This window comes from Stenotrophomonas sp. PvP093 (assembly GCF_017876915.1).
GTDB lineage: Bacteria > Pseudomonadota > Gammaproteobacteria > Xanthomonadales > Xanthomonadaceae > Stenotrophomonas > Stenotrophomonas muris.
The window spans coordinates 4,328,796-4,352,239 of record NZ_JAGIOX010000004.1 but is presented as its reverse complement, the minus strand read 5'-3'; the positions used below and the strand labels follow the sequence as shown (position 1 = coordinate 4,352,239).

Genomic DNA, 23,444 nt, shown 5'->3' with positions numbered 1-23,444 from the left:
CTTATTAAGTGAAGGCACTGCATTTTCCGGGTCCCTTCCGCCCCAAGGGCAAGATCGCGAAGCTGGCGCTGCAAGCGCTGCTGCAACCGTCTCCCTGGTGAAATTAGCGCTGTGGAACCACCCGATCCCATCCCGAACTCGGAAGTGAAACGCAGCTGCGCCGATGGTAGTGTGGCTCAAGCCATGCGAGAGTAGGTCATCGCCAGGGTTTACACCCAAAACCCCGCTGCTCATGCAGCGGGGTTTTTCTTTGTGCGCAGGAAACCCCGGTAGTGCCGGCCGCTGGCCGGCAATCCGATGGCGTTGCATTGCCCGGTAGATCCACGCCATGCGTAAGTGCTCCGCGAGGAGCATGGCGCCAACCAGAGTTGGCCGCTACCAATCGATTGCCGGCCAGCGGCCGGCACTACCGGCAGATCCACACCAACCGTGGATGAGCCGCCGACGGTACGCAAAAGAAAAGCGGCGCCCCGTGGGGCGCCGCTCTGCTCTCAACAGTGCTCAGTCGAGCATGGCCCGACTTTACTTGGCCGGGACCTTGTCCTTCATCATCGCGTCGCGGGCTGCCTTGAACGGATTGCCTGCATACCAGTTCGGCCAACGATCGCCACCGGCCAGTTCCTTGCCCACGCCGTACATCAGCTGCAGGTCTTCGACGGTGCCGTCCAGCTTCCAGGTGGCGGCGTCGAACTCGTCCTTCGGGCCGTGGTAACGGTTGGCGCCGTAGTCCGCCGCCGCCTTGCGGCCCGCTTCCACGCCACCCTCGCGCAGGTCTTCGCCGCCATCGGCGTACAGGGCCGGCACACCCGCCTTTGCGAAGTTGAAGTGATCGGAGCGGAAGTAGAAGCCGCTCTGTACCGAGGTCTCACCGTGCAGGGTGCGGTCCTGGGCGGCGGCCAGCGGCTTGAGGATGTCCTCCAGCTCCGAGCTGCCGAAGCCGGTGACGGTCACGTCCTTGGCAGGGCCGGCCACCGACATCGCATCGATGTTGATCACACCGGCGATCTTGTCCAGCGGGAAGGTCGGGTGGGCGACGTAGTACTTGGAACCCAGCAGGCCGGACTCTTCCAGGGTCACCGCCAGGAACACCACCGAACGCTCCGGCTTCGGCTCCTGGTGGGCCATGGCTTCGGCCACTTCGAGAATGCCAGCCACGCCGGTGGCGTTGTCGACCGCGCCGTTGTAGATGTTGTCGCCGGTCTCACCCTCATGCTTGCCCAGGTGGTCCCAGTGCGCCATGTACAGGACGGCCTCGTCAGCGCGCTTGCTGCCCGGCAGCACGCCGACCACGTTGCGCGACTGCTTCTGTGCGATCTGGCTCTTCAGGTCGACCGCAGCGGTGGCCTTCAGCGGCACTGGCTTGAAACCGCGCTTGCTGGCGTCCTTGTAGGCCTGGGCGAGGTCCAGGCCGGCACCGGCGAACAGCGCCTTGGCCGCGTCGGCGCTCAGCCAGCCCTGTACCGGGATGCGCGCTTCCGGGTCATCCTTGGCGGGCAGGTCGTACTGCGGGCCAGCCCAGGAATTCTTCACCACGTCCCAGCCGTAGGACGCGCCGGCGGTGTCGTGCACGATCAGCGCGGCGGCGGCGCCCTTGCGGGCGGCCTCCTCGAACTTGTAGGTCCAGCGGCCGTAGTAGGTCATGCGCTTGCCGTCGAACAGCTTCGCGTCGTCGACGTGGAAGCCCGGGTCGTTGACGAACATCACGACCGTCTTGCCCTTCCAGTCCTGACCGGCGTAGTCGTTCCACTTCTGCTCCGGCGCATCGACGCCATAGCCGACGAACACCAGGTCGCTGGCATCGACCTTCACTTCGGCCTGGCCGGTACGGGTGCCGACCACCATGTCGGTGCCGAACTTCAGTTCGGTGGTCTTGCCGCCCTGGGTGATCTTCAGCACGGTCGATTCATCGGCCGTGGTCTCGGTCATCGGCACATCCTGGAACCAGCTGTCGCCGTTGCCGGGCTGCAGGCCGATGCGCTGCATCTGGTCGCGGATGTAGTTGACCGTCAGTTCTTCGCCCTTGCTGCCCGGGGCGCGGCCTTCGAACTCATCCGAAGCCAGGGTCTTGACCATCTCGGCGAAGTCGCCGGCGTTGATCTCCGGTGAGAACTGATGGGCGGCCGGCTTCGCGGCAGCGGTATCGGTGGGCGGCGTGGCAGCCGGCGTGGATTCGCCTTTGCAGGCACTGAGCGCGGCCGCGGCGGCCAAGCACAGGAGGAGTTTGCGGGGCATCGTCGATTCCTGGAGAACAAAGGGCGGTCGCACCTCACGCGCGACCGGTAAACGCGAGTATCACCAAAGCGGCGGGTGCGACGGGTTCAGTCGGCCGGCGCGGTTTCGGTATCGAACGGGATCGGCTCGGCCCCGGTGACCGGGCCGATGCGTGCGGTGCGATGCACGTACAGCACCACCTCGCGCTCGAACTGCAGCGGCCCACTGACGACCGCGTTGGGGCCGATGATCACGCGCGGCTTGCGGCTGGCGGTGAGCGAGACACTGAAGTTCGGCTTGCGCACATGCACGCCGCCGTTGACCTGCGAACCGATGCCGACGGTGATGTCACCGTTGACGGTCTCGACGTCTTTGCCGACGCGGCTCTCGACCAGACCGATGCCGCCGTTCACGGTCTCGACGCCGCCTTCGATCTGGCTGCCGCGATCAGTGAAGATGCTGCCGTTGACGGTGCTGACGCCACCGCTGGCGATCACTTCGCGACCCAGGCGGACACCGCCGTTGACCGTTTCGATCTTGCCGGTGCGTGCGCGGTCGGCAACCTTCACCCCGCCGTTGACGGTGTCGATGCTTCCGGTCTCGACGCCTTCGCCGACGCGGATGCCGCCGTTGACGGTGTCCAGCTTGCCGTAGCGTTGGCCGGGTTCGGCGCTGATGCTGCCGTTGACCTTGCTGATGTTCTCCTGGGCGCAGACCGGCCCGGTGACCAGCAGTACGCCCAACAGCAGCGGAATGGATAGAGTTTTCATGGAAACCTCGATGGATGTGCGGCTGGCAGGCCGCGTGCGGAGATGTCACCATTCCCCGGTACCCCCCGCAACTGCCTGAAGTCACTGGAAAGCCCTTGCGCGACAACGCCTTCCCATCACGCCGACATCACATCGCCGCCGTACGCGGCGGGCGCTGGCTGCTGCTGGGGCTGGCTGTGGCGCTGGCCCTGCCCCTGCCGGGTGCTGCGCAGACCACCCGCGAGACCGAGCGCAAGCTGCAGAAGCTGCGTACCGAGCTGAAGGGCGTGGCGCAGGAGCGACGGCAGATCGAAGGGCAGCGTGGCCAGGCATCGCAACAGCTGCGCGAGGCCGACGAGAAGGTGGCACGCACCGGCCGCGCGCTTGCGCAGACCGAAGCGGCGCTGCGTGAGCAGGCCCAGGCCCTGGCCCAGGCCGAGCAGCGCCGCAGCAGCCTGCAAACCAACCTGGCCCAGCAGCACCGCGAACTGGCCGGCCTGCTGCGCGCGGCGTATCAGCTTGGCAATCACGCACCGCTGAAGCTGCTGCTGTCGCAGGACACGGTGGCCGATGCCAATCGCGCCCTGGCCTACCATCGTTACCTGCAGCGCGAACGAGCGCAGCGCATCACCACGCTCACCGCCGACCTGAAGGAACTGGAAGCGCTGCAGGCGCAGATCGCCGAGCGCAAGCAGAAGCTGCAGGGGGCGCAGCAGGACCAGAAGCAGCAGGCAGCGGCGCTGGCGGCCGACCGGCGTGACCGCGCGCAGACCGTGGCCTCGCTCGACGAACGCTTCAAGGACCGGCGCGAGAAGGAACAGGCACTGGGCCAGGATGCCAAGGCGCTGGAAACGCTGCTGGCCAATCTGCGTGCCGCTGCCGCCCGGGCCGAAGCCGAGCGTCGCGCGGCGGCACGTCGAGCTGCTGCCGAAAAGGCCGCTGCCGAGCGGGCCGCACGCCAGGCGGCCGCACAGGGCCGGCCACCGCCGCCGGCAACCAAGGTTCCACCTGCGGTGGCGTCGGCACCGGCACCGAAGGTCGGCGGCCTGGGTTGGCCGTTGTCCGGCAACCTGCTGGCCCGCTATGGCGGCAAGCTGCCCGATGGCCGTACCAGCAGCGGCGTGCTGATCGGCGCGCCGGCCGGCAGCACCGTCACGGCCGTGGCCGACGGCACCGTGGTGTTCTCCGACTGGATGACCGGCTACGGCATGATCCTGATCGTCGACCACGGCAATGGCTACATGAGCCTGTATGCCCACAACGACACCCTGCTGAAGGATGCCGGCGCACGGGTCAGCCGCGGTGATGCGGTGGCCAAGGTCGGCAATTCCGGTGGCCAGGGCGTCACCGCGCTGTACTTTGAGCTGCGCCGTGGCGGGCAGCCGGTCAACCCGGACAGCTGGCTGCAGCGGCGCTGAATCCAGGCCTGCCGGATGCGGGTTGGATTCAACGGGAATTTAGCCGGGCTTCGCGCATAATCGGTGCATGTGCCTTGGGCACGATGCCAACGTCGACAGGAGTGATCCATGCGCGCAGCCCGTACCGCCACCCTCTTGCTGGCCCTGTTGCCAGCGCTGTCCTGGGCGCAGCAGACCGCGCCCGCCCCGAGCCAGGAAACCAGCGGGCAGGCAGCGAACAGCGAGGAGGCGGTGACCTCGAAGGTGCCGCTGGAGGAAATCCGCCGCTTCGTGGCTGTCTACAACGCGGTGCGTGCGGCCTATGTCGATCCGGTCGATGACAAGAAGCTGATGCAGTCGGCCGTGCGTGGCCTGCTGCTCGACCTCGATCCGCACAGCACCTACTTCAACAAGGAAGATGCGCAGGCCTTCGACGAGCAGGCCAATGGCGCCTACGAAGGCATCGGCGTGGAGCTGCAGCAGCAGCCGGACAACGCCAGCATGAAGGTGATCGCGCCGATCGACGACACCCCGGCGGCCAAGGCCGGCATCCTCGCTGGTGACCTGATCATCGCCATCGACGGCAAGCCGATCAGTGCGATCGATGCCAGCGAGCCGCTGCGCGGCCCGGCCGGCAGCAAGGTGGTGCTGACCATCGTGCGCGAAGGCAAGCCCAAGCCGTTCGACGTGAGCCTCACCCGCCAGACCATCCGCGTGACCAGCGTGCGCAGCCGCCTGCTGGAACCCGGCTATGGCTACATCCGCCTGAGCACCTTCCAGGCCGATACCGGTTCGGACTTCCAGAAGCACGTGCAGCAGCTGCAGAAGCAGTCCGGTGGCCAGCTCAAGGGCCTGGTGCTGGACCTGCGCAGCAACCCGGGTGGCCTGCTGACCGCTGCCGTGCAGGTGGCCGATGATCTGCTCGACAAGGGCAACATCGTCAGCACCCGTGGCCGCATCAGCATCAGCGATGCACGATTCGACGCGACCCCGGGCGACCTGCTGAAGGGCGCACCGGTGGTCGTGCTGGCCGATGCCGGTTCGGCCAGTGCATCGGAAGTCCTGACCGGCGCGCTGCGCGACAACAAGCGGGCGCGCGTGGTCGGCAGCCGTACCTTCGGCAAGGGCTCGGTGCAGACCGTGCTGCCGCTGGACAACGGTGATTCGGTGAAGCTGACCACCGCGCGCTATTACACGCCGAGCGGCAAATCGATCCAGGCCACCGGCATCGTGCCGGACGTCGAACTGAAGCCCGCCGCCACGCCGGCCGAGGATGCACTGCCAGCCAGCCTGAGCGACTACAGCGAAGCGACCCTGCCGGGCCATCTGCGCGGCGATGACGAAGGCACCGAGGGCTACCACGCCGGTGCGGTGCTGCCGGGCGATGGCCCGATCAACGACGCGCTGGCCGAGCTGAAGAACCCAGGCTCGGTGGCCGCACGGTTGAAGGCCGAGGCCGCCAAGGCGGATGCGGCCAAGGCCGCGAAGGCCGCTGCGGCGAAGCCGGAAGCAAAGCCGGAAGCAAAGCCCGAACCCGTCCCGGCCAAGCCTTGATTTTGTAGAGTCGAGCCATGCTCGACTGATCTACGAACGAGCGGGTGAGCGTGGAGCCGGCCAGCGGCCGGCACTACCAAGGGTCAGAATCCGTGCCGCTTGCGCAGGCGGCGCGCGATCGCGGCGCGCACGTACACGCCATACACCACGCCGAACACCAAGCCGCCGATGTGCGCCCACCAGGCCACCATGCCGAAGCTGGGGCCGATATGGGCGAATACCACCTGCAGCGCGGCCCAGACGCCGATCAGCAGGTAGGCCGGGGCGCGCACGAACTCCAGGAACAGGCCCAGCGGGATCACCACGCCCAGCCGGGCACCGGGGAACAGGGCCAGATAGGTGCCGATCAGCGCCGACACCGCGCCGCTGGCGCCGATGATGATCTGGTCCGGGCTGCCCATGGTGTAGATCGCCACCAGGTTGGACACCGCGCCGCCCACAAGGAACAGCAGCAGCAACCGCCAGGGTCCCAGCACCCGCTCGGCGGGGAGGCCGAAGATCAGCAGGAACACCAGGTTGCCCAGCAGGTGCGACCAGTCGGCGTGCAGGAACAGCGCAGTGAACAGGCGCAGCACGCTGCCGTCCTGCAGGGTCGCCCACCAGTCCAGCGGACGGGTCAGGCCGGTGGACAGGGCGCCCCAGTCCAGCCAGAGGCTGCCGCGGGCATCGTCCGGGCGCGAGATCGACCACAGGAATGCCAGCCACAGTGACGCGAACAGCACGGGCGTGGCCCAGCGCAGGGCCGCCTTCTTGCGCGACGGGAGGGAGACGAACATGCCAATAGCCTAGCGTGCGGCCACGTTCGGTGGGGATGGTCCTGTTCAGCTTTTGAGACGAAAAAACCGCCTGCGCTGTTATTGTTTCATTAACAGCTCTGGGTAATACTCGCATACGGCGTCGTATGTCGGGAGGGGAATCCGGCGCGCTCCGAAGGGCTTCAGGGCCGGTCGGGCGCAGGCGCACTCAGAGCACCATCACCGCTTACCGGAGAGAGAGAACTACGATGCAAACCGCTTCCACCATTGCCCGACTGACCCTGCTGGCCGTCGGCGTTGCCGGTGCGCTGGCCGCTGCCGATGCCAATGCTGCCGCCTTCCAGCTGAAGGAAAACAGCGCCAAGGGCCTGGGCCGCGCGTTCGCCGGCTCCACCTCGACCGAAGGTGACGCCTCGGTCATCGCCACCAACCCGGCCTCCATGCGCCTGCTCGACGGCACCCTGCTGCAGGGCGACGTCAGCGCCATCAGCTTCGGCGCCAAGTTCCGTGGCCAGGGCAAGTACGCCAACGGCGCGCCGATTTCCGGCGGCAACGGCGGCGACGCCGGCATGATCGCCCCGGTTCCGGCGGCTTACTTCCACGTGCCGTTCGGCGAGAACGACAACATGCACTTCGGTGCTTCGCTGACCGTGCCGTTCGGCTTCAAGACCGAATACGACCGCGACTGGGTCGGCCGCTACAACGGCGTCAAGACCGAGCTGCAGGCCATCGACCTGGGCGTGGCGTTCTCCTATGACGTCAACCCGTACCTGTCGTTCGGTGCTTCGGTGTTCGCCGAGCGCCTGAACGTCGACCTGACCAGTGCTGTCGACACCGGCACCGCGATCAACGCCACTGCCCAGCGCACCGCTGCGGCGCGTGTGCTGGCTGCCGGCGGCACCGCAGCCCAGGCTGCGGCGGCCTCGCAGGCCGCTGCACGCCAGGCCGCCCAGCTCGGCTTCTCGCCGGGCACCGCCGATGGCTACCTGCGCATCAAGGGCGATGAAGTGTCGGTCGGCTACACCCTGGGCATGACGGTCACCCCGGTGGAAGGCACCAACATCGCGTTCAGCTACCGCTCGAAGGTCGAGCACAAGATCACCGACGGCAAGGCCGATTTCACCATCCCGCAGAATGCGGCGGCCTTCCTGGCCACTGCTGCCCCGGGTACCTTCATCGACAGCAACGGTCGCGCGACCATCACCCTGCCGGCCAGCGCCACCGTGGGCTTCACCCACCGTGTGAACGACCAGTGGCAGATCATGGCTGAAGTCACGCGCACCGCGTGGAGCAAGTTCGACCAGGTCGTCGTCGATTACGACTCCAACCAGCCGGACAGCGTGCTGCCGTTCCACTACCGTGACACCACCTTCGCGTCGATCGGTACCGATTTCCGCGTGAACGACAAGCTGACCCTGCGTGGCGGCCTGGCCTATGACCAGACCCCGACCACCGATGCCCACCGCGACGTGCGCGTGCCGGACACCACCCGCAAGTGGCTGTCGCTGGGCATGACCTACGCCGCTTCGGACAAGATGGAATACAGCGTGGGCTACACCCACCTGTTCACCAAGGATCCGAACATCACCTCGACCTCGGCCACCGGCGACACCGTGACCGGCAAGTACAAGGTCAGCGGCGACGTGCTGGCGGCTTCGATGCAGTACAAGTTCTGATTCGGGCGATTGCCTGAAGCAGTACGAAGGAGGCCCCGCGCAAGCGGGGCCTTTCTTCTTGTGGGGACGGGCCGGGGGCGTCCACGCAGCGCACGGATCCACGACAATAGCGACATGAACCTGTCCGATCCGAACTTCCAGCTGGAGCTGGCTGCCAACATCGCCGTCGCCGGCTCGATCCTGCTGGCCGGCCGCAACAACGTGCACACCTGGTGGCTGGGCATCGTCGGCTGCGCCTTGTTTGCTGCCGTGTTCGAACGATCGCATCTGTATGCGGACATGGTGCTGCAGTTCTTCTTCATCGCCATCAGCGTGCTGGGCTGGTGGCAGTGGCTGCGTGGTGACCATGGCGCGCCGTTGCCGATCACTTCATTGCGGCCGCGCGCCTGGGCCTGGCTGGCGCCGCTGGCGGTAGTGGCCACGTTCGGCTACGGCTGGATGCTGACCCGCCTGACCAATGCCTATGCGCCGTACATCGATTCGGCGGTGCTGGTGTTGAGTGTGATCGCGCAGATCCTGATGATGCGACGCAAGCTGGAATCGTGGTGGGTATGGCTGCTGGTGAACACCGTTGCGGTGCCGCTCTACTACAGCCGTGGCCTGCACCTGACCTCGATCCTGTATGTGGGCTTCTGGATCAACGCGCTGGTGGCCTTGCGCCATTGGCGGCACCTGATGCGGGACGAGGCCAGGGCGGCCGATGCCGCTGCCTGAGCGCGTTGCACGCGGCCTGGTGGTGGGCAAGTTCTGCCCGCTGCATCGCGGCCATGAACGACTGATCGACTTCGCCGCCACGCGCTGCCAGCAGCTGCTGGTGATCGGCTGGTCGCAGCCGGGCTTTGCCGGCTACAGCGCTGCGCGCCGCGAGCGCTGGCTGCGTGCGCGTTTCCCGCAGGCCACGGTAGCGGTGCTTGACGACGCGCGACTGGCCGCATTGTGCACGCAGCATGGCTTGCCGGTGCGAGCGCTGCCGCAGGACAGTGATGACGAACAGGTGCAACGTGACTTTACCGCCTGGCTGTGCCTGAACCTGTTCGGTGGGCCGGTGCAGGCGGTGTACACCGGTGAGGACTACGGTGACGGCTTCGCGCAGGCGCTGGCCACGCACTTCGGTGCGCCGGTACGCCATGAGCGGCTCGAACGCGCATTGGACGTCGGGCAGGCCTGCGGCACCGAGCTGCGCAGCGATCCGCATGCGCATCGCCATGGGCTCGCACCGCAGGTGTATGCCGACCATGTACAGCGCGTGGCCTTCATCGGTGGCGAGTCCAGCGGCAAGACCACGCTGGCCCGCGTGCTGGCCGAGCGTCTGCAGACTGTCTGGGTGCCGGAGTATGGCCGCACGCTGTGGGAGCAGCGAGGCGGAGAGCTGACGCCGGGCGATCTGCTGCGCATCGCAATGACACAGCCACAGCACGAAGACGAAGCTGTGCGGCGTGCGCATCGCTGGCTGTTCTGCGATACCACGCCGCTGGTGACGCTGGGCTACAGCGGCTGGATGTTTGGCACGGCGCCGCAGCCGCTGCGGCAAGCGGCACGACGACGCTACGACCTGCTGTTCCTGTGCGCGCCGGATATTCCGTTTGACCAGGATGGCACGCGCGTGGGCGAAGCCTTCCGGACGCAGCAGCATGCGTGGTACCTGGAGCAGCTGCAGGCAGAGGGTGTCGCGCATGTGCTGCTGGAAGGCGATCTGGAGACGCGCATCGCACGCGTGCAGGGCGAGCTGGCGAAGCGGGCGGACAATCGGTTCAGTGTCGCCTTGCCTCTGTAGAGCCGAGCCCACGCTCGGCTGCGCCAGAAAAGCCGAGCATGGGCTCGGCTCTACAGCCAGGAAAGCCGAGCGTGGGCCCGCCTCTACAGGAAGCAAAGCACAAAAAACCCCGCGTTCGCGGGGTTTTTTGTTTACTGCATCAAGCAGGCGATCAGTCGCCCAGGGTCAGCAGCGAGGCGTTGCCGCCGGCGGCTGTGGTGTTCACCGTCACCGTCTTTTCGGTAGCGAAGCGCAGCAGGTAGTGCGGGCCGCCGGCCTTCGGGCCGGTGCCGGACAGGCCCTGGCCGCCGAACGGCTGCACGCCGACCACCGCGCCGATCTGGTTGCGGTTGACGTAGACGTTGCCGACGTGGACGCCGTTGCTGATGCGATCAACGGTCTCGTCGATGCGCGAATGCACGCCCAGGGTCAGGCCGTAGCCGGTGGCATTGATCTGGTCGATCACCGCGTCGAGCTGGTCGCCCTTCCAGCGGATCACGTGCAGGACCGGCCCGAAGATTTCCTTGTGCAGCTGGCCCAGGTCCTTCAGTTCATACGCGCGCGGTGCGAAGAAGGTGCCATTGGCCGCTTCGGTGGACAGCTCGGCGGCCGCGATCAGGCGCGCTTCGCGGTCCATGCGCTCGGCGTGGTCCTGCAGGATCTTCAGCGCGTCGGCGTCGATCACCGGGCCGACGTCGGTGGACAGCAGGCCCGGGTTGCCGACCTTCAGTTCCTTCATCGCGCCGGCCAGCATGGTCATCACCTTGTCGGCGATGTCGTCCTGCACGAACAGCACGCGCGCGGCCGAGCAACGCTGGCCGGCGGAGGTGAAGGCCGAACCGATCGCGTCCTTGACCAGCTGTTCCGGCAGCGCCGAGGAGTCGGCGATGAAGGCATTCTGGCCGCCGGTCTCGGCGATCAGCACACCGATGGCGGCGTCACGCGCGGCCATGGCGCGGTTGATCGCACGTGCGGTGTCGGTGGAGCCGGTGAAGGCCACGCCGGCCACGCGCGGGTCGGCGGTCAGTGCGGCACCGACGGTGGCGCCGTCGCCCGGCAGGTACTGCACCACCTCGGCCGGCACGCCAGCTTCGTGCAGCAGCTTCACCGCGTAGTAGCCGATCAGGTTGGTCTGTTCGGCCGGCTTGGCGATGACGCTGTTGCCGGCGGCCAGTGCAGCAGCGACCTGACCCAGGAAGATCGCCAGCGGGAAGTTCCACGGGCTGATGCAGACGAACACGCCGCGGCCGTGCAGCTGCAGCTCGTTGGACTCACCGGTCGGGCTGGGCAGCTTCTCGGCGTGGCTGAACTGCTCGCGCGCCTGCTTGGCGTAGTAGCGCAGGAAGTCCACGGCTTCGCGCACTTCGGCGATGCTGTCGGGCAGGCTCTTGCCGGCTTCCTTCACGCACAGCGCCATGAACTCCGGCATGCGCGCTTCCAGCTGGTCGGCGGCGTGCTCGAGGATGGCGGCGCGGCTGGCGGCCGGGGTGCGGTTCCAGGCCGGCTGCGCGGCTACGGCATTCGCCAGCGCCTTCTGCACGGTGGCGGCATCGGCGGCCAGCCACTGGCCGACCACTTCGCGGGTGTCGGCCGGGTTGGTCACCGGCAGCGAGGTGCCGGCCGGGTTCGCACCCGGCACCAGCGGGGCGGCCTGCCACGGCTTCACGGCCGCGTTGAGCTGCTCGGCGAGGGCGCGCAGTTCGTTGTCGTTGGCGAGGTTGGCGCCCATGGAGTTCTTCCTGTCGTGGTTCTGGCTGCGCAGCAGGTCAACCGGCAGCGGGATCTTGGGATGCGGAATCGAAGCGAACGAGGCGACCATCTCGACCGGATCGCGGATCAGGTCGGCGATCGGCACGCGCTCATCGGTGATGCGGTTGACGAAGCTGGAGTTGGCGCCGTTTTCCAGCAGGCGGCGCACCAGGTACGGCAGCAGGTCTTCATGCGAACCGACCGGGGCATACACGCGGCAGGGCAGGCCCAGGCGATCGGCCGGCACCACTTCGGCGTACAGGTCATCGCCCATGCCGTGCAGCTTCTGGTGCTCGTACACGCCACCGTTGGCGATGCTGCGCACCGCAGCGATGGTGTGCGCGTTGTGCGTGGCGAACATCGGGTAGATCGCGTCGGCATGGGTGAACAGGCGCTTGGCGCATGCCAGGTAGGACACGTCGGTGTTCTGCTTGCGGGTGAACACCGGGTAGCCCGGATAGCCTTCGATCTGCGCGCGCTTGATCTCGGCATCCCAATAGGCGCCCTTGACCAGGCGCACCTGCAGGCGGCGACCGGCGCGGCGCGCCATGTCGGCCAGGTGGTCGATCGTGTACGGCGTGCGCTTCTGGTAGGCCTGCACGACCACGCCGAAGCCGTCCCAGCCGGCCAGCGAGGCGTCGGAGAACACCTGCTCGATGATGTCCAGCGACAGTTCCAGGCGGTCGGACTCTTCGGCGTCGACGGTGCAGCCGATGCCGTAGCTCTTGGCCAGCTGCGCCAGCTCCAGCACGCCCGGCACCAGGTCCTTCAGCACGCGCTCGCGCTTGGCGTGCTCGTAGCGCGGGTACAGCGCTGACAGCTTGATCGAGATGCCCGGTGCGTTGTTGACGTCGCCATCCGGGCGGCCGCCGCGGGCCTTGTGATCACCGCCGATGGCGTGGATCGCGCGACGGTAGTCTTCCAGGTAGCGCAGCGCGTCCTTCATGGTCAGCGCGCCTTCGCCCAGCATGTCGAAGGAGTAGCGGTAGTTCGCGTTGTCGCCCTTGTGCGAGCGCGACAGCGCCTCGCTGATGGTGCGGCCCATGACGAACTGGTGGCCCATGATCTTCATCGCCTGGCGCACGGCCAGGCGCACCACCGGCTCACCGACGCGGCCGACCAGGCGCTTGAACGCGCTGGGCGCATCGGCGCGGGTGGCGTCGTTCATCTGTACCAGCTTGCCGGTCAGCATCAGGCCCCAGGTGGAGGCGTTGACCAGCACCGAGTCGCTGCCGCCCAGGTGCTTTTCCCAGTCGGCATCGGCCAGCTTGTCGCGGATCAGCTTGTCGGCGGTGTCCTGGTCCGGAATGCGCAGCAGCGCTTCGGCCACGCACATCAGCAGCACGCCTTCTTCGCTGCCCAGGTCGTACTGGCGCATGAAGGCTTCGATCGCGCCCTGGTCCTTGGCACGCACGCGCACGCGGCCGACCAGGTCGGCGGCCAGCGCCTGCACCCTGGCCTGCTCGTCGGCCGGCAGCCGGGCCTGCGCCAGCAGCTCGCGGACGTGGCTGGCCTCGTCCTTCAACCAGGCATCGGTGATGGCCTGGCGGAACGGGTTGGGGGGCGCCGGCAGTTCCGGCGACAGCAGCACGCCGGGACGCTGGGCGTCGCTGGCGGCAGGGGAGGAGGAAGGTGCGTTCATGCCGGTCCGGCCAATGGAAAACTTGGCGATTTTAATCATTTTTGCGGGTTGCGGAAGTGCCCCGCAGCCACCTTCGTGAAGGGCTGATAGCCCCTAACGGTGGTGTATTCAGCGTGTTCAGCAAGCCCGGCAATATTTGTGCTGAATTCGGCATTCGCGCCGCCGACCCCATGCTGTGTTGCAGCATGGGAAAAAGTGTGAATGCACCCTTGCTACCGGCGAGAGGGCAGGGCTACCATCGAGACGTTTCCCGCGGCAGGAACGCGGTTGCGACATGATCGAGGTGCTTCCAGCTCCGGATGGGTCAGGTACGCAGCTGCGGCTGCGTCCCCCACGGGCGCTCGATGCCCGGCAGTTCGTCCTGTTGTTCACCGTGTTGTCGGGTGCGATGTGGCTGGTGTCCGCCCTCGGGTGGTTGGCCGGCAATGCATTCGCCCCCCTGTTCGCGCTGCTGTACAGCCTGGTGCTTGCGGCGGCACTGCGTGCCTTGTGGCGCAGCGGTGAACGGCAGGAGGAGATCCGGGTAGTGCCGGCGTACGTGGAGGTCATCCCCGTACCCGGTGGATCGCCGGTGTTCCGGGCCCACCCCCACTGGGTGCGCCTGCTCACCGACGATGAGAGGGTCCGGCTGGCATCCAGCGGCCGGCAGGTGGAGGTGGGGAGTTTCCTCGCGCCGGCCGAACGTCAGACGCTCGCAGAGACACTTGAAAGCTTGCTCGCCGCCAGCGATGGCGGCAACCGACGACGCTAAGGGTCTAGGCAATGAAGCAAAGCAGCAGGTGGGGCACGAAGTGCGTTGCAGTGGTCACCGCCATGGTGGCCGGGGGACTGATGCCGGCGTTGGCCTGGGCCCAGGCGGCCGATCCCAAGCCGTGGCAGCTGAACATGGGCAAGGGGGTGACCCAGACCTCGCGCCTGGCCTGGGAATCGAACAATCTCTCGTTGATCATCTGCACGGTGATCGGCGTCATCGTGTTCGGCGCGATGGCCTACGCCATCTTCAAGTTCCGCAAATCCAAGGGGGCAGTCGCCGCCACCTTCAGCCACAACACCAAGGCCGAGATCATCTGGACGGTGATCCCGGTGATCATCCTGATCGTGATGGCGTGGCCGGCCACGGCCAACCTGATCAAGATGTACGACACCCGCGATGCCGAGATGACGGTCAAGGTCACCGGCTACCAGTGGATGTGGAAGTACGAATACCTCGGCGAGAACGTCACCTTCACCAGCCGCCTGGACCGCGAGTCCGACCGCGTGCGGCAAAGTGGCATCGTGCCGACCCGTGAAAGCCATCCGCACTACCTGCTGGATGTCGACAACCGGCTGGTGCTGCCGGTCGACACCAAGGTGCGCTTCGTCATCACCTCCGACGACGTGATCCACGCCTGGTGGGTGCCGGCGCTGGGCTGGAAGCAGGATGCCATTCCCGGCTTCATCAACGAAGCCTGGACCAGCATCGAGCAGCCTGGCGTGTACCGCGGCCAGTGCGCCGAGCTGTGCGGCAAGGACCACGGCTTCATGCCGATCGTGGTCGAGGCGGTGTCCAAGGAGGAATTCAAACAGTGGCTGGCGCAGCGCAAGCCGGCGCCGGCTGCCGCGCCGGCCACGCCTGCGGCACCTGCCGAACCGGCTGCACCGGCGGGCGAGGCGCCGGCTGCGCCTGCTGCTGCAGAAGCGGCCAGCGCACCTGCCACTGCAGCCAGCGGCGCGTGATGTAAAGCCCGCGGCCGCCCGCGGCCGTGGTGACAACCGATTCTGAGAGGTGTTTTGCAATGGCGCACTCGGCAGTTGGGCACGACGATCACCATCACCAGCAGAGTTTCTTCGAGCGTTGGTTCTTCTCGACCAACCACAAGGACATCGGCACGCTGTACCTGGGTTTCAGCTTCATCATGTTCATCATCGGTGCGGCGATGAGCGTGGTGATCCGCGCCGAGCTGGCACAGCCCGGCCTGCAGTTCGTCAAGCCCGAGTTCTTCAACCAGATGACCACCGTGCATGCGCTGGTGATGATCTTCGGTGGCGTGATGCCGGCCTTCGTCGGCCTCGCCAACTGGATGATCCCGCTGCAGATCGGCGCGCCGGACATGGCGCTGCCGCGCATGAACAACTGGTCGTTCTGGTTGCTGCCGGTGGCCTTCAGCCTGCTGCTGCTGACCCTGTTCCTGCCCGGTGGTGCGCCGGCTGGTGGCTGGACGCTGTATCCGCCGCTGTCGCTGCAGGGCGGCTACAACGTGGCCTTCAGCGTGTTCGCTATCCACGTGGCCGGCATCAGTTCGATCATGGGTGCGATCAACATCATCGCCACCGTGCTGAACATGCGTGCGCCGGGCATCGACCTGCTGAAAATGCCGATCTTCTGCTGGGCCTGGCTGATCACCGCGTTCCTGCTGATCGCGGTGATGCCGGTGCTGGCCGGTGCGGTGACCATGCTGCTGACCGACAAGTTCTTCGGCACCAGCTTCTTCAACGCCGCCGGTGGCGGTGACCCGGTGATGTACCAGCACATCTTCTGGTTCTTCGGGCACCCCGAGGTCTACATCATGATCCTGCCCGCCTTCGGCGTGGTCAGCGAGATCATCCCGACCTTCAGCCGCAAGCCGCTGTTCGGCTACCAGGCGATGGTGTACGCCACCGCGGCGATCGCGTTCCTGTCGTTCATCGTCTGGGCCCACCACATGTTCACCGTGGGCATGCCGCTGGGCGGCGAGATCTATTTCATGTTCGCCACCATGCTGATCTCGATCCCGACCGGCGTGAAGGTGTTCAACTGGGTCAGCACCATGTGGCGTGGCTCGCTGACGTTCGAGGCACCGATGCTGTGGTCGGTGGCCTTCGTCATCCTGTTCACCATCGGTGGCTTCTCCGGCCTGATGCTGGCCATCGTGGCCGCCGACTTCCAGTACCACGACACCTACTTCGTGGTCGCGCACTTCCACTACGTGCTGGTGACCGGTGCGGTGTTCGCGCTGATCGCCGCGGTGTACTACTGGTGGCCGAAGTGGACCGGGCGCATGTACAGCGAGAAGTGGGCCAAGGTGCACTTCTGGTGGTCGATCGTGTTCGTCAACCTGCTGTTCTTCCCGCAGCACTTCCTCGGCCTGGCCGGCATGCCGCGCCGCATTCCCGATTACAGCGTGGCGTTTGCCGACTGGAACCTGATCAGCTCGATCGGTGCGTTCGGCATGTTCGTCACCCCGTTCATGATGGCCGCGATCCTGCTGTCCTCGCTGCGCAACGGCGAGAAGGCCGAAGCGCGTTCCTGGGAGGGTGCACGCGGCCTGGAATGGACGCTGCCGTCGCCGGCACCGGCGCACACCTTCACCACCCCGCCGACCATCCGTCCGGGGGATCTGGCGCATGACGACATCACGCATTGAGGTGGGGCATGCATAACGAGAGCCCGCTGCAGACCTGTAGAGCCGAGCCATGCTCGGCGGATGAGAAGCAGCCGACCAGCGGTCGGCTCTACCAGGGCGGAAGCATCGAGCAGCAGCGCCAGCGTGCGAAGCGCACCGCGATGTGGGTCGGCGCCATCGCTGTGCTGGTCTACGTCGGCTTCATCCTCAGCGGGGTGATCGGGCGATGAGCGGGGCACCGGCCAGCACACCGTCACGCAGTGCCGGGCTGCCGCGCCTGATCGGCGTGGCGGTGGCGGTGTTCCTGCTGACGTTCTCGCTGGTGCCGCTGTACCGCATTGCCTGCGAGAAGGTGTTCGGCGTGCGCCTGGAACGCGGTCCGGGTGGCGAAGCCAGCGCAGGTGCCGCGGCCGGCAAGCGCACCGTGCGGGTGGAGTTCGATGGCGGCGTCAATTCGCGACTGCCGTGGTCGTTCCATCCTGAGCAGCTGACCATGGACGTGGTGCCCGGCGAGCTCAACGAGGCGCTGTACTTCGCCCGCAACGACAGCGCAGCTGCCGTGGTCGGCAGCGCGGTGCCTTCGGTGGCACCGGCGCGTGCGTCGGGCTTCTTCAGCAAGACCGAGTGCTTCTGTTTCACCGCGCAGACGCTGCAGGCCGGCGAGAAGCGCGACATGCCGGTGCGCTTCATCGTCGATCCGGACCTGCCGCCGGAGATCAAGACGATCACCTTGTCCTACACCTTCTACCGCAACGACGCGCTGTCTGATCGGCTGGCTCCGGCCGCCACCTCGGACGGCGCGCACGCCGCACCCTGACCCGGATACCGACATGGCCCAGACACCGACCGACGCCAACGTGTACTTCGTCCCGGCCCAGAGCAAATGGCCGTTCGTGGGTTCCATCGCCATGATGGTGACCATGGTGGGCGTGGCCAGCTGGCTCAACGATGCCAGCTGGGGACGCTGGACGTTCTACATCGGCATCGCGATGCTGGTGCTGACCCTGTTCTGGTGGTTCAGCGACGTGGTGCGCGAATCGCAGGCCGGCAACTACAACCACCAGGTCGACGGATCATTCCGGATGGGGATGATCTGGTTCATCTTCTCCGAGGTGATGTTCTTCGGCGCGTTCTTCGGCGCGCTGTTCTACACCCGCAACCTGGGCCTGTCGTGGCTCAGTGGCGAAGGCCGTGGGGTCATGACCAACGAGCTGCTCTGGCAGGGCTATTCCGCCGGATGGCCGACCAATGGCCCGGCGGCGATCGGTGGCGCGTTCCAGACCATCCCGGCCTGGGGCCTGCCACTGATCAATACGCTGATCCTGTTGACCTCCGGCGTGACCCTGACCATCGCCCACCACGCACTGAAGGCCGGCAACCGCCGCCAGCTGCTGATCTGGCTGGGCCTGACCGTGGTGCTCGGCCTGGGCTTCCTGACCCTGCAGGCAGAGGAGTACATCCATGCCTACAAGGAACTGAACCTGACGCTCGGCTCCGGCATCTACGGGTCGACGTTCTTCATGTTGACCGGCTTCCACGGCGCGCACGTGCTGCTGGGCACGATCATGCTGATCGTGATGTGGCTGCGTTCGGCCAAGGGACACTTCACCCGCGACAACCATTTCGGTTTCGAAGCCGCCGCGTGGTACTGGCACTTCGTCGACGTGGTGTGGCTGATGCTGTTCCTGTTCGTCTACGTGCTTTGATCAGGCGCGCATCGGTGGTCTCAGCCGCCGATGCCGTGTGGTTTGATCCAGCCCATGTAGATGCTCACGATCACCAGCAGGATCAACGCGACCGACACCGCGATGCGGCGCGTCAGTGCATTGACCGTGCGCTTGGTCTGGCCGCGGTCGACCAGCAGGTAGTACAGGCCGGCGCCCAGATTCCAGACGATGACGATCAGAAACGCGATTACCAGCAGGGTCTTCAGCGAATCACTCATGCGCGGCTCGAGGGCAGGGTGGATGTGCCTATCTGACCGCGTTTGCGCGGACTTGTCATGATGCGCCAGCACACGCGCGTGTTCGGATGGTTGCTGGCCGTGCTGGCGATGGCCGGATTCACCGCATTGGGGCTGTGGCAGCTGCAGCGCATGCATGCCAAACAGGCAATGTTGGATGCACAGGGTCCAGCCGTGGCACAGGCGTTGCCGCTGTCGGAGGCCCTGGCGGCGCCCGGCGCGTTGCACGGCGTGGCCGACCACGGTCGCTTCCTGCCCGGCGTGGTACTGCTGGACAACCAGATCCGGCATGGCCGCGCCGGCGTGAAGATCTATCGCCCCTTCCGCAGTGACGACGGCAGCGTGCTGCTGGTCGACCTCGGTTGGCGTGCGCTGCCGCCGGATCGCACGCTTCCGGAGGTGCCGTCGCCGCCTTCGCCGGTGGCCGTGCGCGGGCTGCTCGCGCCGCCACCATCGGCGGGACTGCTACTGGGCCCGGCGTTCTCTGCTACCGGTGAGGCCGGGCGCTGGCTGGCCAGCCGGTTGCCGGACGACGGGCTGGCGCGCGCGCTGGGGCTGCAGGCGCTACCCGACCGCGTGCTGAGGCTGGACCCGGCGCTGCCCTTTGGCGACGAGCGCGATCTGGACCTGCTGCCGAACACGCTGCCGCCTCAGCGCCACCTGGGCTACGCCGTGCAGTGGTTCGGGCTGGCCCTGACCGTGCTGGTGGTGGCCGTGGTGCTGGAGCGGCGGCGGAGGCGCGTGATTACCCGGTAGTGCCGGCCGCTGGCCGGCAACCCCCGCAATCCTGGATGCCGGCCAGCGGCCGGCACTACCGGCATCCCCTACCCAACCATGAGAAAATGCCCCGCATGAACACTGCTACGTCCCCGCAGGCGCGCGGTTCCGGCCGCCGGACCCTGGTGCTGCTGTTTGCCGTGTTCTTCGGGGCGATGGCACTGGCCGCCGTGCTGCGCTTCTCCGGCTGGCAGCCGACCGGGCACCGCAATGCCGGCCAGCTGCTGAAGCCGCCGGTGGACCTGCGCCAGCAGGCGCCGACCCTGGCCAGCGGCCAGTCCTACCCCTGGAACCCCGAGGCCCGTACCTGGCGCCTGCTGGTGGCGCCGGCCGGTGCCTGCGACGCGCAGTGCGTCACTTTGTCGCAGGGACTGGGCAAGGTGTGGCAGCTGTTCGGCCATAACGCCGATAATGTCGAGATCCTGTGGCTGGGTACGCCACCGGCGTCGATCGCCTCGCTGCCCGCGCTGCGGCCGCTGGCTCCGTCGCCAGCCCTGCGCGCGGCGTTGCCGGGCGTCGATGATCCGGCGGGACTGCCGGTCTACGTGATCGATCCGAACGGCTTCGTGATCATGCGCCATGCCCCGGGTTCCGACCTCGGTGGCCTGCGCAAGGACATGGCCACGTTGCTGAAACTGAAGTGAGTCCCGTTTGATGAGCCTTTCCGCGCGTCCGGCGCTGCACCGCAATTTCCACCGCCTGGCGTGGTTCGCCATGATCATGACCGCGAGCACGATCATGTTCGGCGCCTTCGTGCGCCTGTCCGATGCCGGCCTGAGCTGCCCGGACTGGCCGACCTGCTATGGCCAGGCCACCTGGCCGCAGCACGTGGAAGAGACCATCGGCCACCCGGCGGCGGAGATCCGCCCGCTGGAGACCCACAAGGCCTGGCGAGAACAGGTGCATCGCTTCCTGGCCGGCGCGCTGGGCATCGAGATCCTGACCCTGGCGCTGCTGGCCACGCGCAAGCGACGATTCGGAAGCACGGCGGTGGTGACCGCCTGCGTGCTGGTGGCCGCCGGCATACCGCTGTACATGATGGGCTGGCACGGCACCGCCAGTGCCCTGGCCTTGACCGGCGAGGCGATCCTGCTGATCGCCGCGCTGCGCTGGAGCAACATCGATCTCGCACGTGCGGCGCTGCTGACCTTGGCGGTGGTGATCTTCCAGGCCCTGCTGGGCATGTGGACGGTGACCCTGCTGCTCAAACCCATCGTGGTGATGGGCCATCTGCTGGGTGGCATGCTGATGTTCGGCCTGCTGGTGTGGATGGCCTGGCGCGCGACGCACATGCCGATCACCCTGGCCGAAGCGCCGAAGCTGAAGTGGCTGATGCGCATCGGCGTGGCGGTGCTGGTTACCCAGATCGCGCTGGGTGGTTGGGTCAGCGCCAACTACGCCGCACTCGCCTGCGGCGGTGGCAGCGCCTCGCTGGACAACTTCCCGCGCTGCGCCAACCAGTGGTGGCCGCAGCACAACTTCGTCGAAGGCTTCACCCTGTGGCGCGGCATCGGCGTGGATTACGAAGGCGGCGTGCTGGATGGTGCTTCGCGCATCGCCATCCAGATGGCGCATCGCCTGTTCGCGGTGGTGGTGGCCGTCTACCTGCTGTGGCTGGGCGTGCGCCTGTTCCGGTTGCCGAGCATGCGTGGCTGGGCCAGCGCGCTGATCGCGCTGCTGGTGCTGCAGGTCACCCTCGGCATCCTCAACGTGAAGCTGGCGCTGCCGCTGGAAGTGGCCGTGGCCCACAACGGCGTGGCCGTTGCCCTGTTGTTCGTACTGGTCAGCCTGCTGGCCCGCCTGCGTGCCCCGGACTGATTCCATGTTTTCCAATTACCGCCAGTACTGGGACCTGACCAAGCCCAAGGTCGTCGCCCTGATCGTCTTCACCGCCCTGGTCGGCATGGTCCTGGCCATCCCCGGCGTGCCGAGCTGGGAGCAGGTGCGCGCCGGCCTGCTCGGCTTCCTCGGCATCTGGCTGGCGGCCTCGGCCGCGGCCGCCATCAACCAGCTGCTGGACGCGCACATCGATGCGCAGATGGCGCGCACCTCGTGGCGCCCGCTGGTGGTGGGCAAGGTCAAGCCGTGGCAGGTGCTGGTGTTCGCCGGCGTGCTGATCGTGCTGTCGATGACCATTCTGGTGCTGTGGGTGAACCTGATCACCGCGGTGCTGACCTTCGCCTCGCTGATCGGCTACGCGGTGATCTACACCGTGTACCTCAAGCGTGCGACCTCGCAGAACATCGTCATCGGTGGCCTGGCCGGCGCGATGCCGCCGATGCTGGGCTGGGCCGCGGTGACCGGCATGCAGGGTTCGTCGGACTGGGCGTACTCGTCGCTGCTGGTGCTGATCATCTTCATCTGGACCCCGCCGCACTTCTGGGCGCTGGCGATCTTCCGCCGCGAGGACTACGCGAAGGCGGAGATCCCGATGCTGCCGGTGACCCACGGCGTGGTGCATACCCGCAAGCAGATCATGGTGTATTCGGTGGTGCTGGCGCTGGTGTGCCTGCTGCCGTACCTGGTGGGCATGAGCGGTGCGTTCTACCTGGGCGGCGCGATCGTGCTCAACGCCGTGTTCCTCTGGTACGCCTGGCGCATGCTGAACCCGCCGGACGAGCTGTTCTCGATGAAGATGTTCTATTACTCCATCGTCTACCTGATGGCGCTGTTTGCCTTCCTGCTGGTGGACCACTGGATCCTGCCCTGGTTGTGAGGGGCTGATGCATCCACGCATGGCGTGGATCTACCGGCGCCGTTCAACCATCAGCCGAGCATGGGCTCGGCTCTACAGCAGATCCACGACATGCGTGGAGTGTTCAAGTAGGTCCACGCCATGCGTGGATGTTTTCCCCATCAGGTCAGGGCTTGCGCCGCGCATACCGCTGCGCGATCACGCCGCAGACGATCAGCTGGATCTGGTGGTAGATCATCACCGGCAGCACGATGGCGCCCAGGCTGCCGCCGGCGAACAGCACCTTGGCGATCGGCACGCCGGTGGCCAGGCTCTTCTTCGAGCCGCAGAACACGATGGCGATCTCGTCCTCGCGGTTGAAGCGCAGGCGACGGGCGATGAAGGTGATCAGCGGCATGGCGATGCCCAGCAGCACAGCGGCCACGATGGCCACAGCCAGCAGCGACAGCAGCGGGGTCTTGCTCCACAGGCCTTCGGTGACGGCTTCGCCGAACGCCGAGTACACCACCAGCAGGATGGTGGCCTGGTCGGTGTAGCGCAGCAGCGCGCGCTGGCGTTCCACCCAGCCGGCAATCCACGGCCGCAGCAGGTGGCCGGCCACGAACGGCACCAGCAGCTGCAGCATGATGCCGCCGATCGCATGCAGCGGATCATGGATGCCGCCCGAGGTGCCGGCCAGCGCGGTCAGCAGCAGCGGGGTCAGGAACACGCCGAGGATGCTCGACAGCGAGGCGCTGCACACCGCTGCGGGCACGTTGCCATGCGCCATCGAAGTGAACGCGATGGACGACTGCACGGTGGAGGGCAGGGTGCACAGGAACAGCACGCCCAGGTACAGCTCGGGGGTCAGCAGCCAGCCCGACAGCGGCTTGAACATCAGCCCCAGCAGCGGGAACAGGATGAAGGTGCAGGCCAGGATGGTCAGGTGCAGCCGCCAGTGCAGCATGCCGCCGATGATCGACTCGCGCGGCAGGCGCGCGCCATGCAGGAAGAACAGCGCGGCGATGGCGACGGTGGTGACATCGTCGAGGACGATGGCGGCGGCGCCCTTCATCGGCAGCAGCGAGGCCAGGCCGACGGTGCACAGCAGGGCGAGGGTGAAGTTGTCCGGTCGCAGGCGCGACCACCAGCGGGTCATGGTGGGCAGGGTCCTTGGTGCGG

The 23,444-nt window shown here is 66.8% G+C and carries 21 protein-coding genes and 1 rRNA gene; 16 read left to right on the top strand and 6 right to left on the bottom strand.

Annotated features, from left to right (window positions below; all coding sequences use genetic code 11):
• The first annotated feature begins 93 nt into the window (after positions 1 to 93).
• A 5S ribosomal RNA gene (rrf, locus tag J3A72_RS22920) occupies positions 94 to 208 on the top strand.
• Between the two features lie 314 nt (positions 209 to 522).
• On the opposite strand, the gene J3A72_RS22915 is transcribed toward rrf, so the two are convergent.
• Both J3A72_RS22915 and J3A72_RS22910 read right to left on the bottom strand, forming a co-directional pair.
• On the bottom strand, positions 523 to 2,232 hold the full coding sequence (locus tag J3A72_RS22915) for a M28 family metallopeptidase (protein ID WP_075076876.1): 1,710 nt from the start codon (positions 2,230 to 2,232) through the stop codon (positions 523 to 525).
• 86 nt (positions 2,233 to 2,318) lie between these two features.
• On the bottom strand, positions 2,319 to 2,981 hold the full coding sequence (locus J3A72_RS22910) for a hypothetical protein (protein ID WP_014645682.1): 663 nt from the start codon (positions 2,979 to 2,981) through the stop codon (positions 2,319 to 2,321).
• 95 nt (positions 2,982 to 3,076) lie between these two features.
• Here J3A72_RS22910 and J3A72_RS22905 point away from each other — a divergent pair, with 95 nt between their 5' ends.
• The gene (locus J3A72_RS22905) at positions 3,077 to 4,378 is read left to right on the top strand and encodes a peptidoglycan DD-metalloendopeptidase family protein (RefSeq protein ID WP_014645683.1); all 1,302 of its coding nucleotides are present in this window, start codon (positions 3,077 to 3,079) and stop codon (positions 4,376 to 4,378) included.
• Positions 4,379 to 4,486: 108 nt separating this feature from the next.
• The gene (locus J3A72_RS22900; RefSeq protein ID WP_075076875.1) at positions 4,487 to 5,911 is read left to right on the top strand and encodes a S41 family peptidase; all 1,425 of its coding nucleotides are present in this window, start codon (positions 4,487 to 4,489) and stop codon (positions 5,909 to 5,911) included.
• An 83-nt stretch (positions 5,912 to 5,994) separates the two neighbouring features.
• Here the strand turns inward: J3A72_RS22900 and J3A72_RS22895 are convergent, their stop codons facing one another.
• Entirely contained in the window at positions 5,995 to 6,687 is a 693-nt protein-coding gene (locus tag J3A72_RS22895) for a rhomboid family intramembrane serine protease (RefSeq protein WP_075076874.1), read from the bottom strand.
• A 227-nt stretch (positions 6,688 to 6,914) separates the two neighbouring features.
• Between J3A72_RS22895 and J3A72_RS22890 the strand changes: the two genes are divergently transcribed.
• The 3 genes from J3A72_RS22890 to J3A72_RS22880 all read left to right on the top strand — a co-directional run bounded on the left by J3A72_RS22890 (position 6,915) and on the right by J3A72_RS22880 (position 10,116).
• Positions 6,915 to 8,342: an outer membrane protein transport protein gene (locus J3A72_RS22890; RefSeq protein ID WP_209572148.1), complete on the top strand. Its 1,428-nt coding sequence runs from the start codon at positions 6,915 to 6,917 to the stop codon at positions 8,340 to 8,342.
• A 114-nt stretch (positions 8,343 to 8,456) separates the two neighbouring features.
• Positions 8,457 to 9,056: a nicotinamide riboside transporter PnuC gene (pnuC, locus tag J3A72_RS22885; RefSeq protein WP_014645686.1), complete on the top strand. Its 600-nt coding sequence runs from the start codon at positions 8,457 to 8,459 to the stop codon at positions 9,054 to 9,056.
• Positions 9,043 to 10,116 (top strand): AAA family ATPase, encoded by a 1,074-nt coding sequence (locus J3A72_RS22880; RefSeq protein WP_080469297.1) that lies wholly within the window; start codon positions 9,043 to 9,045, stop codon positions 10,114 to 10,116. Before pnuC ends, J3A72_RS22880 begins: the two co-directional genes overlap by 14 nt.
• A 151-nt stretch (positions 10,117 to 10,267) precedes the next feature.
• On the opposite strand, the gene putA is transcribed toward J3A72_RS22880, so the two are convergent.
• Positions 10,268 to 13,486 (bottom strand): bifunctional proline dehydrogenase/L-glutamate gamma-semialdehyde dehydrogenase PutA, encoded by a 3,219-nt coding sequence (gene putA, locus J3A72_RS22875; RefSeq protein ID WP_053496267.1) that lies wholly within the window; start codon positions 13,484 to 13,486, stop codon positions 10,268 to 10,270.
• Between the two features lie 274 nt (positions 13,487 to 13,760).
• Between putA and J3A72_RS22870 the strand changes: the two genes are divergently transcribed.
• From J3A72_RS22870 to J3A72_RS22845, 6 genes are read left to right on the top strand one after another with little or no spacing between them, the layout of a single operon-like run.
• Positions 13,761 to 14,237, top strand: coding sequence for a DUF2244 domain-containing protein (locus J3A72_RS22870; RefSeq protein WP_004153894.1), 477 nt, complete (start codon positions 13,761 to 13,763; stop codon positions 14,235 to 14,237).
• A gap of 11 nt (positions 14,238 to 14,248) precedes the next feature.
• Positions 14,249 to 15,202 carry a cytochrome c oxidase subunit II gene (gene coxB / locus J3A72_RS22865; protein WP_046428202.1) on the top strand — a complete coding sequence of 318 codons (954 nt, stop codon included), beginning with the start codon at positions 14,249 to 14,251 and terminating at the stop codon, positions 15,200 to 15,202.
• Positions 15,203 to 15,261: 59 nt separating this feature from the next.
• Positions 15,262 to 16,869, top strand: coding sequence for a cytochrome c oxidase subunit I (gene ctaD, locus J3A72_RS22860; RefSeq protein ID WP_004153896.1), 1,608 nt, complete (start codon positions 15,262 to 15,264; stop codon positions 16,867 to 16,869).
• 8 nt (positions 16,870 to 16,877) lie between these two features.
• Positions 16,878 to 17,078 carry a hypothetical protein gene (locus tag J3A72_RS22855; protein ID WP_049408388.1) on the top strand — a complete coding sequence of 67 codons (201 nt, stop codon included), beginning with the start codon at positions 16,878 to 16,880 and terminating at the stop codon, positions 17,076 to 17,078.
• Entirely contained in the window at positions 17,075 to 17,665 is a 591-nt protein-coding gene (locus J3A72_RS22850) for a cytochrome c oxidase assembly protein (RefSeq protein ID WP_075076873.1), read from the top strand. Before J3A72_RS22855 ends, J3A72_RS22850 begins: the two co-directional genes overlap by 4 nt.
• A 13-nt stretch (positions 17,666 to 17,678) precedes the next feature.
• Complete coding sequence (locus J3A72_RS22845) at positions 17,679 to 18,554, top strand: cytochrome c oxidase subunit 3 (RefSeq protein WP_005407793.1); 876 nt, start codon at positions 17,679 to 17,681, stop codon at positions 18,552 to 18,554.
• Between the two features lie 20 nt (positions 18,555 to 18,574).
• On the opposite strand, the gene J3A72_RS22840 is transcribed toward J3A72_RS22845, so the two are convergent.
• Complete coding sequence (locus J3A72_RS22840) at positions 18,575 to 18,793, bottom strand: twin transmembrane helix small protein (RefSeq protein WP_005412025.1); 219 nt, start codon at positions 18,791 to 18,793, stop codon at positions 18,575 to 18,577.
• Positions 18,794 to 18,850: 57 nt separating this feature from the next.
• Here J3A72_RS22840 and J3A72_RS22835 point away from each other — a divergent pair, with 57 nt between their 5' ends.
• From J3A72_RS22835 to cyoE, 4 genes are all read left to right on the top strand, one after another.
• Positions 18,851 to 19,567: an SURF1 family protein gene (locus J3A72_RS22835; RefSeq protein ID WP_014645694.1), complete on the top strand. Its 717-nt coding sequence runs from the start codon at positions 18,851 to 18,853 to the stop codon at positions 19,565 to 19,567.
• A gap of 95 nt (positions 19,568 to 19,662) precedes the next feature.
• Positions 19,663 to 20,232, top strand: coding sequence for a hypothetical protein (locus J3A72_RS22830; RefSeq protein ID WP_046428212.1), 570 nt, complete (start codon positions 19,663 to 19,665; stop codon positions 20,230 to 20,232).
• Between the two features lie 10 nt (positions 20,233 to 20,242).
• Positions 20,243 to 21,406: a COX15/CtaA family protein gene (locus tag J3A72_RS22825; protein WP_041863006.1), complete on the top strand. Its 1,164-nt coding sequence runs from the start codon at positions 20,243 to 20,245 to the stop codon at positions 21,404 to 21,406.
• A gap of 4 nt (positions 21,407 to 21,410) precedes the next feature.
• Positions 21,411 to 22,304 carry a heme o synthase gene (gene cyoE, locus J3A72_RS22820; protein ID WP_061480359.1) on the top strand — a complete coding sequence of 298 codons (894 nt, stop codon included), beginning with the start codon at positions 21,411 to 21,413 and terminating at the stop codon, positions 22,302 to 22,304.
• 145 nt (positions 22,305 to 22,449) lie between these two features.
• On the opposite strand, the gene J3A72_RS22815 is transcribed toward cyoE, so the two are convergent.
• Entirely contained in the window at positions 22,450 to 23,421 is a 972-nt protein-coding gene (locus J3A72_RS22815) for a bile acid:sodium symporter family protein (protein ID WP_032957769.1), read from the bottom strand.
• Between the last annotated feature and the right edge of the window lie 23 nt (positions 23,422 to 23,444).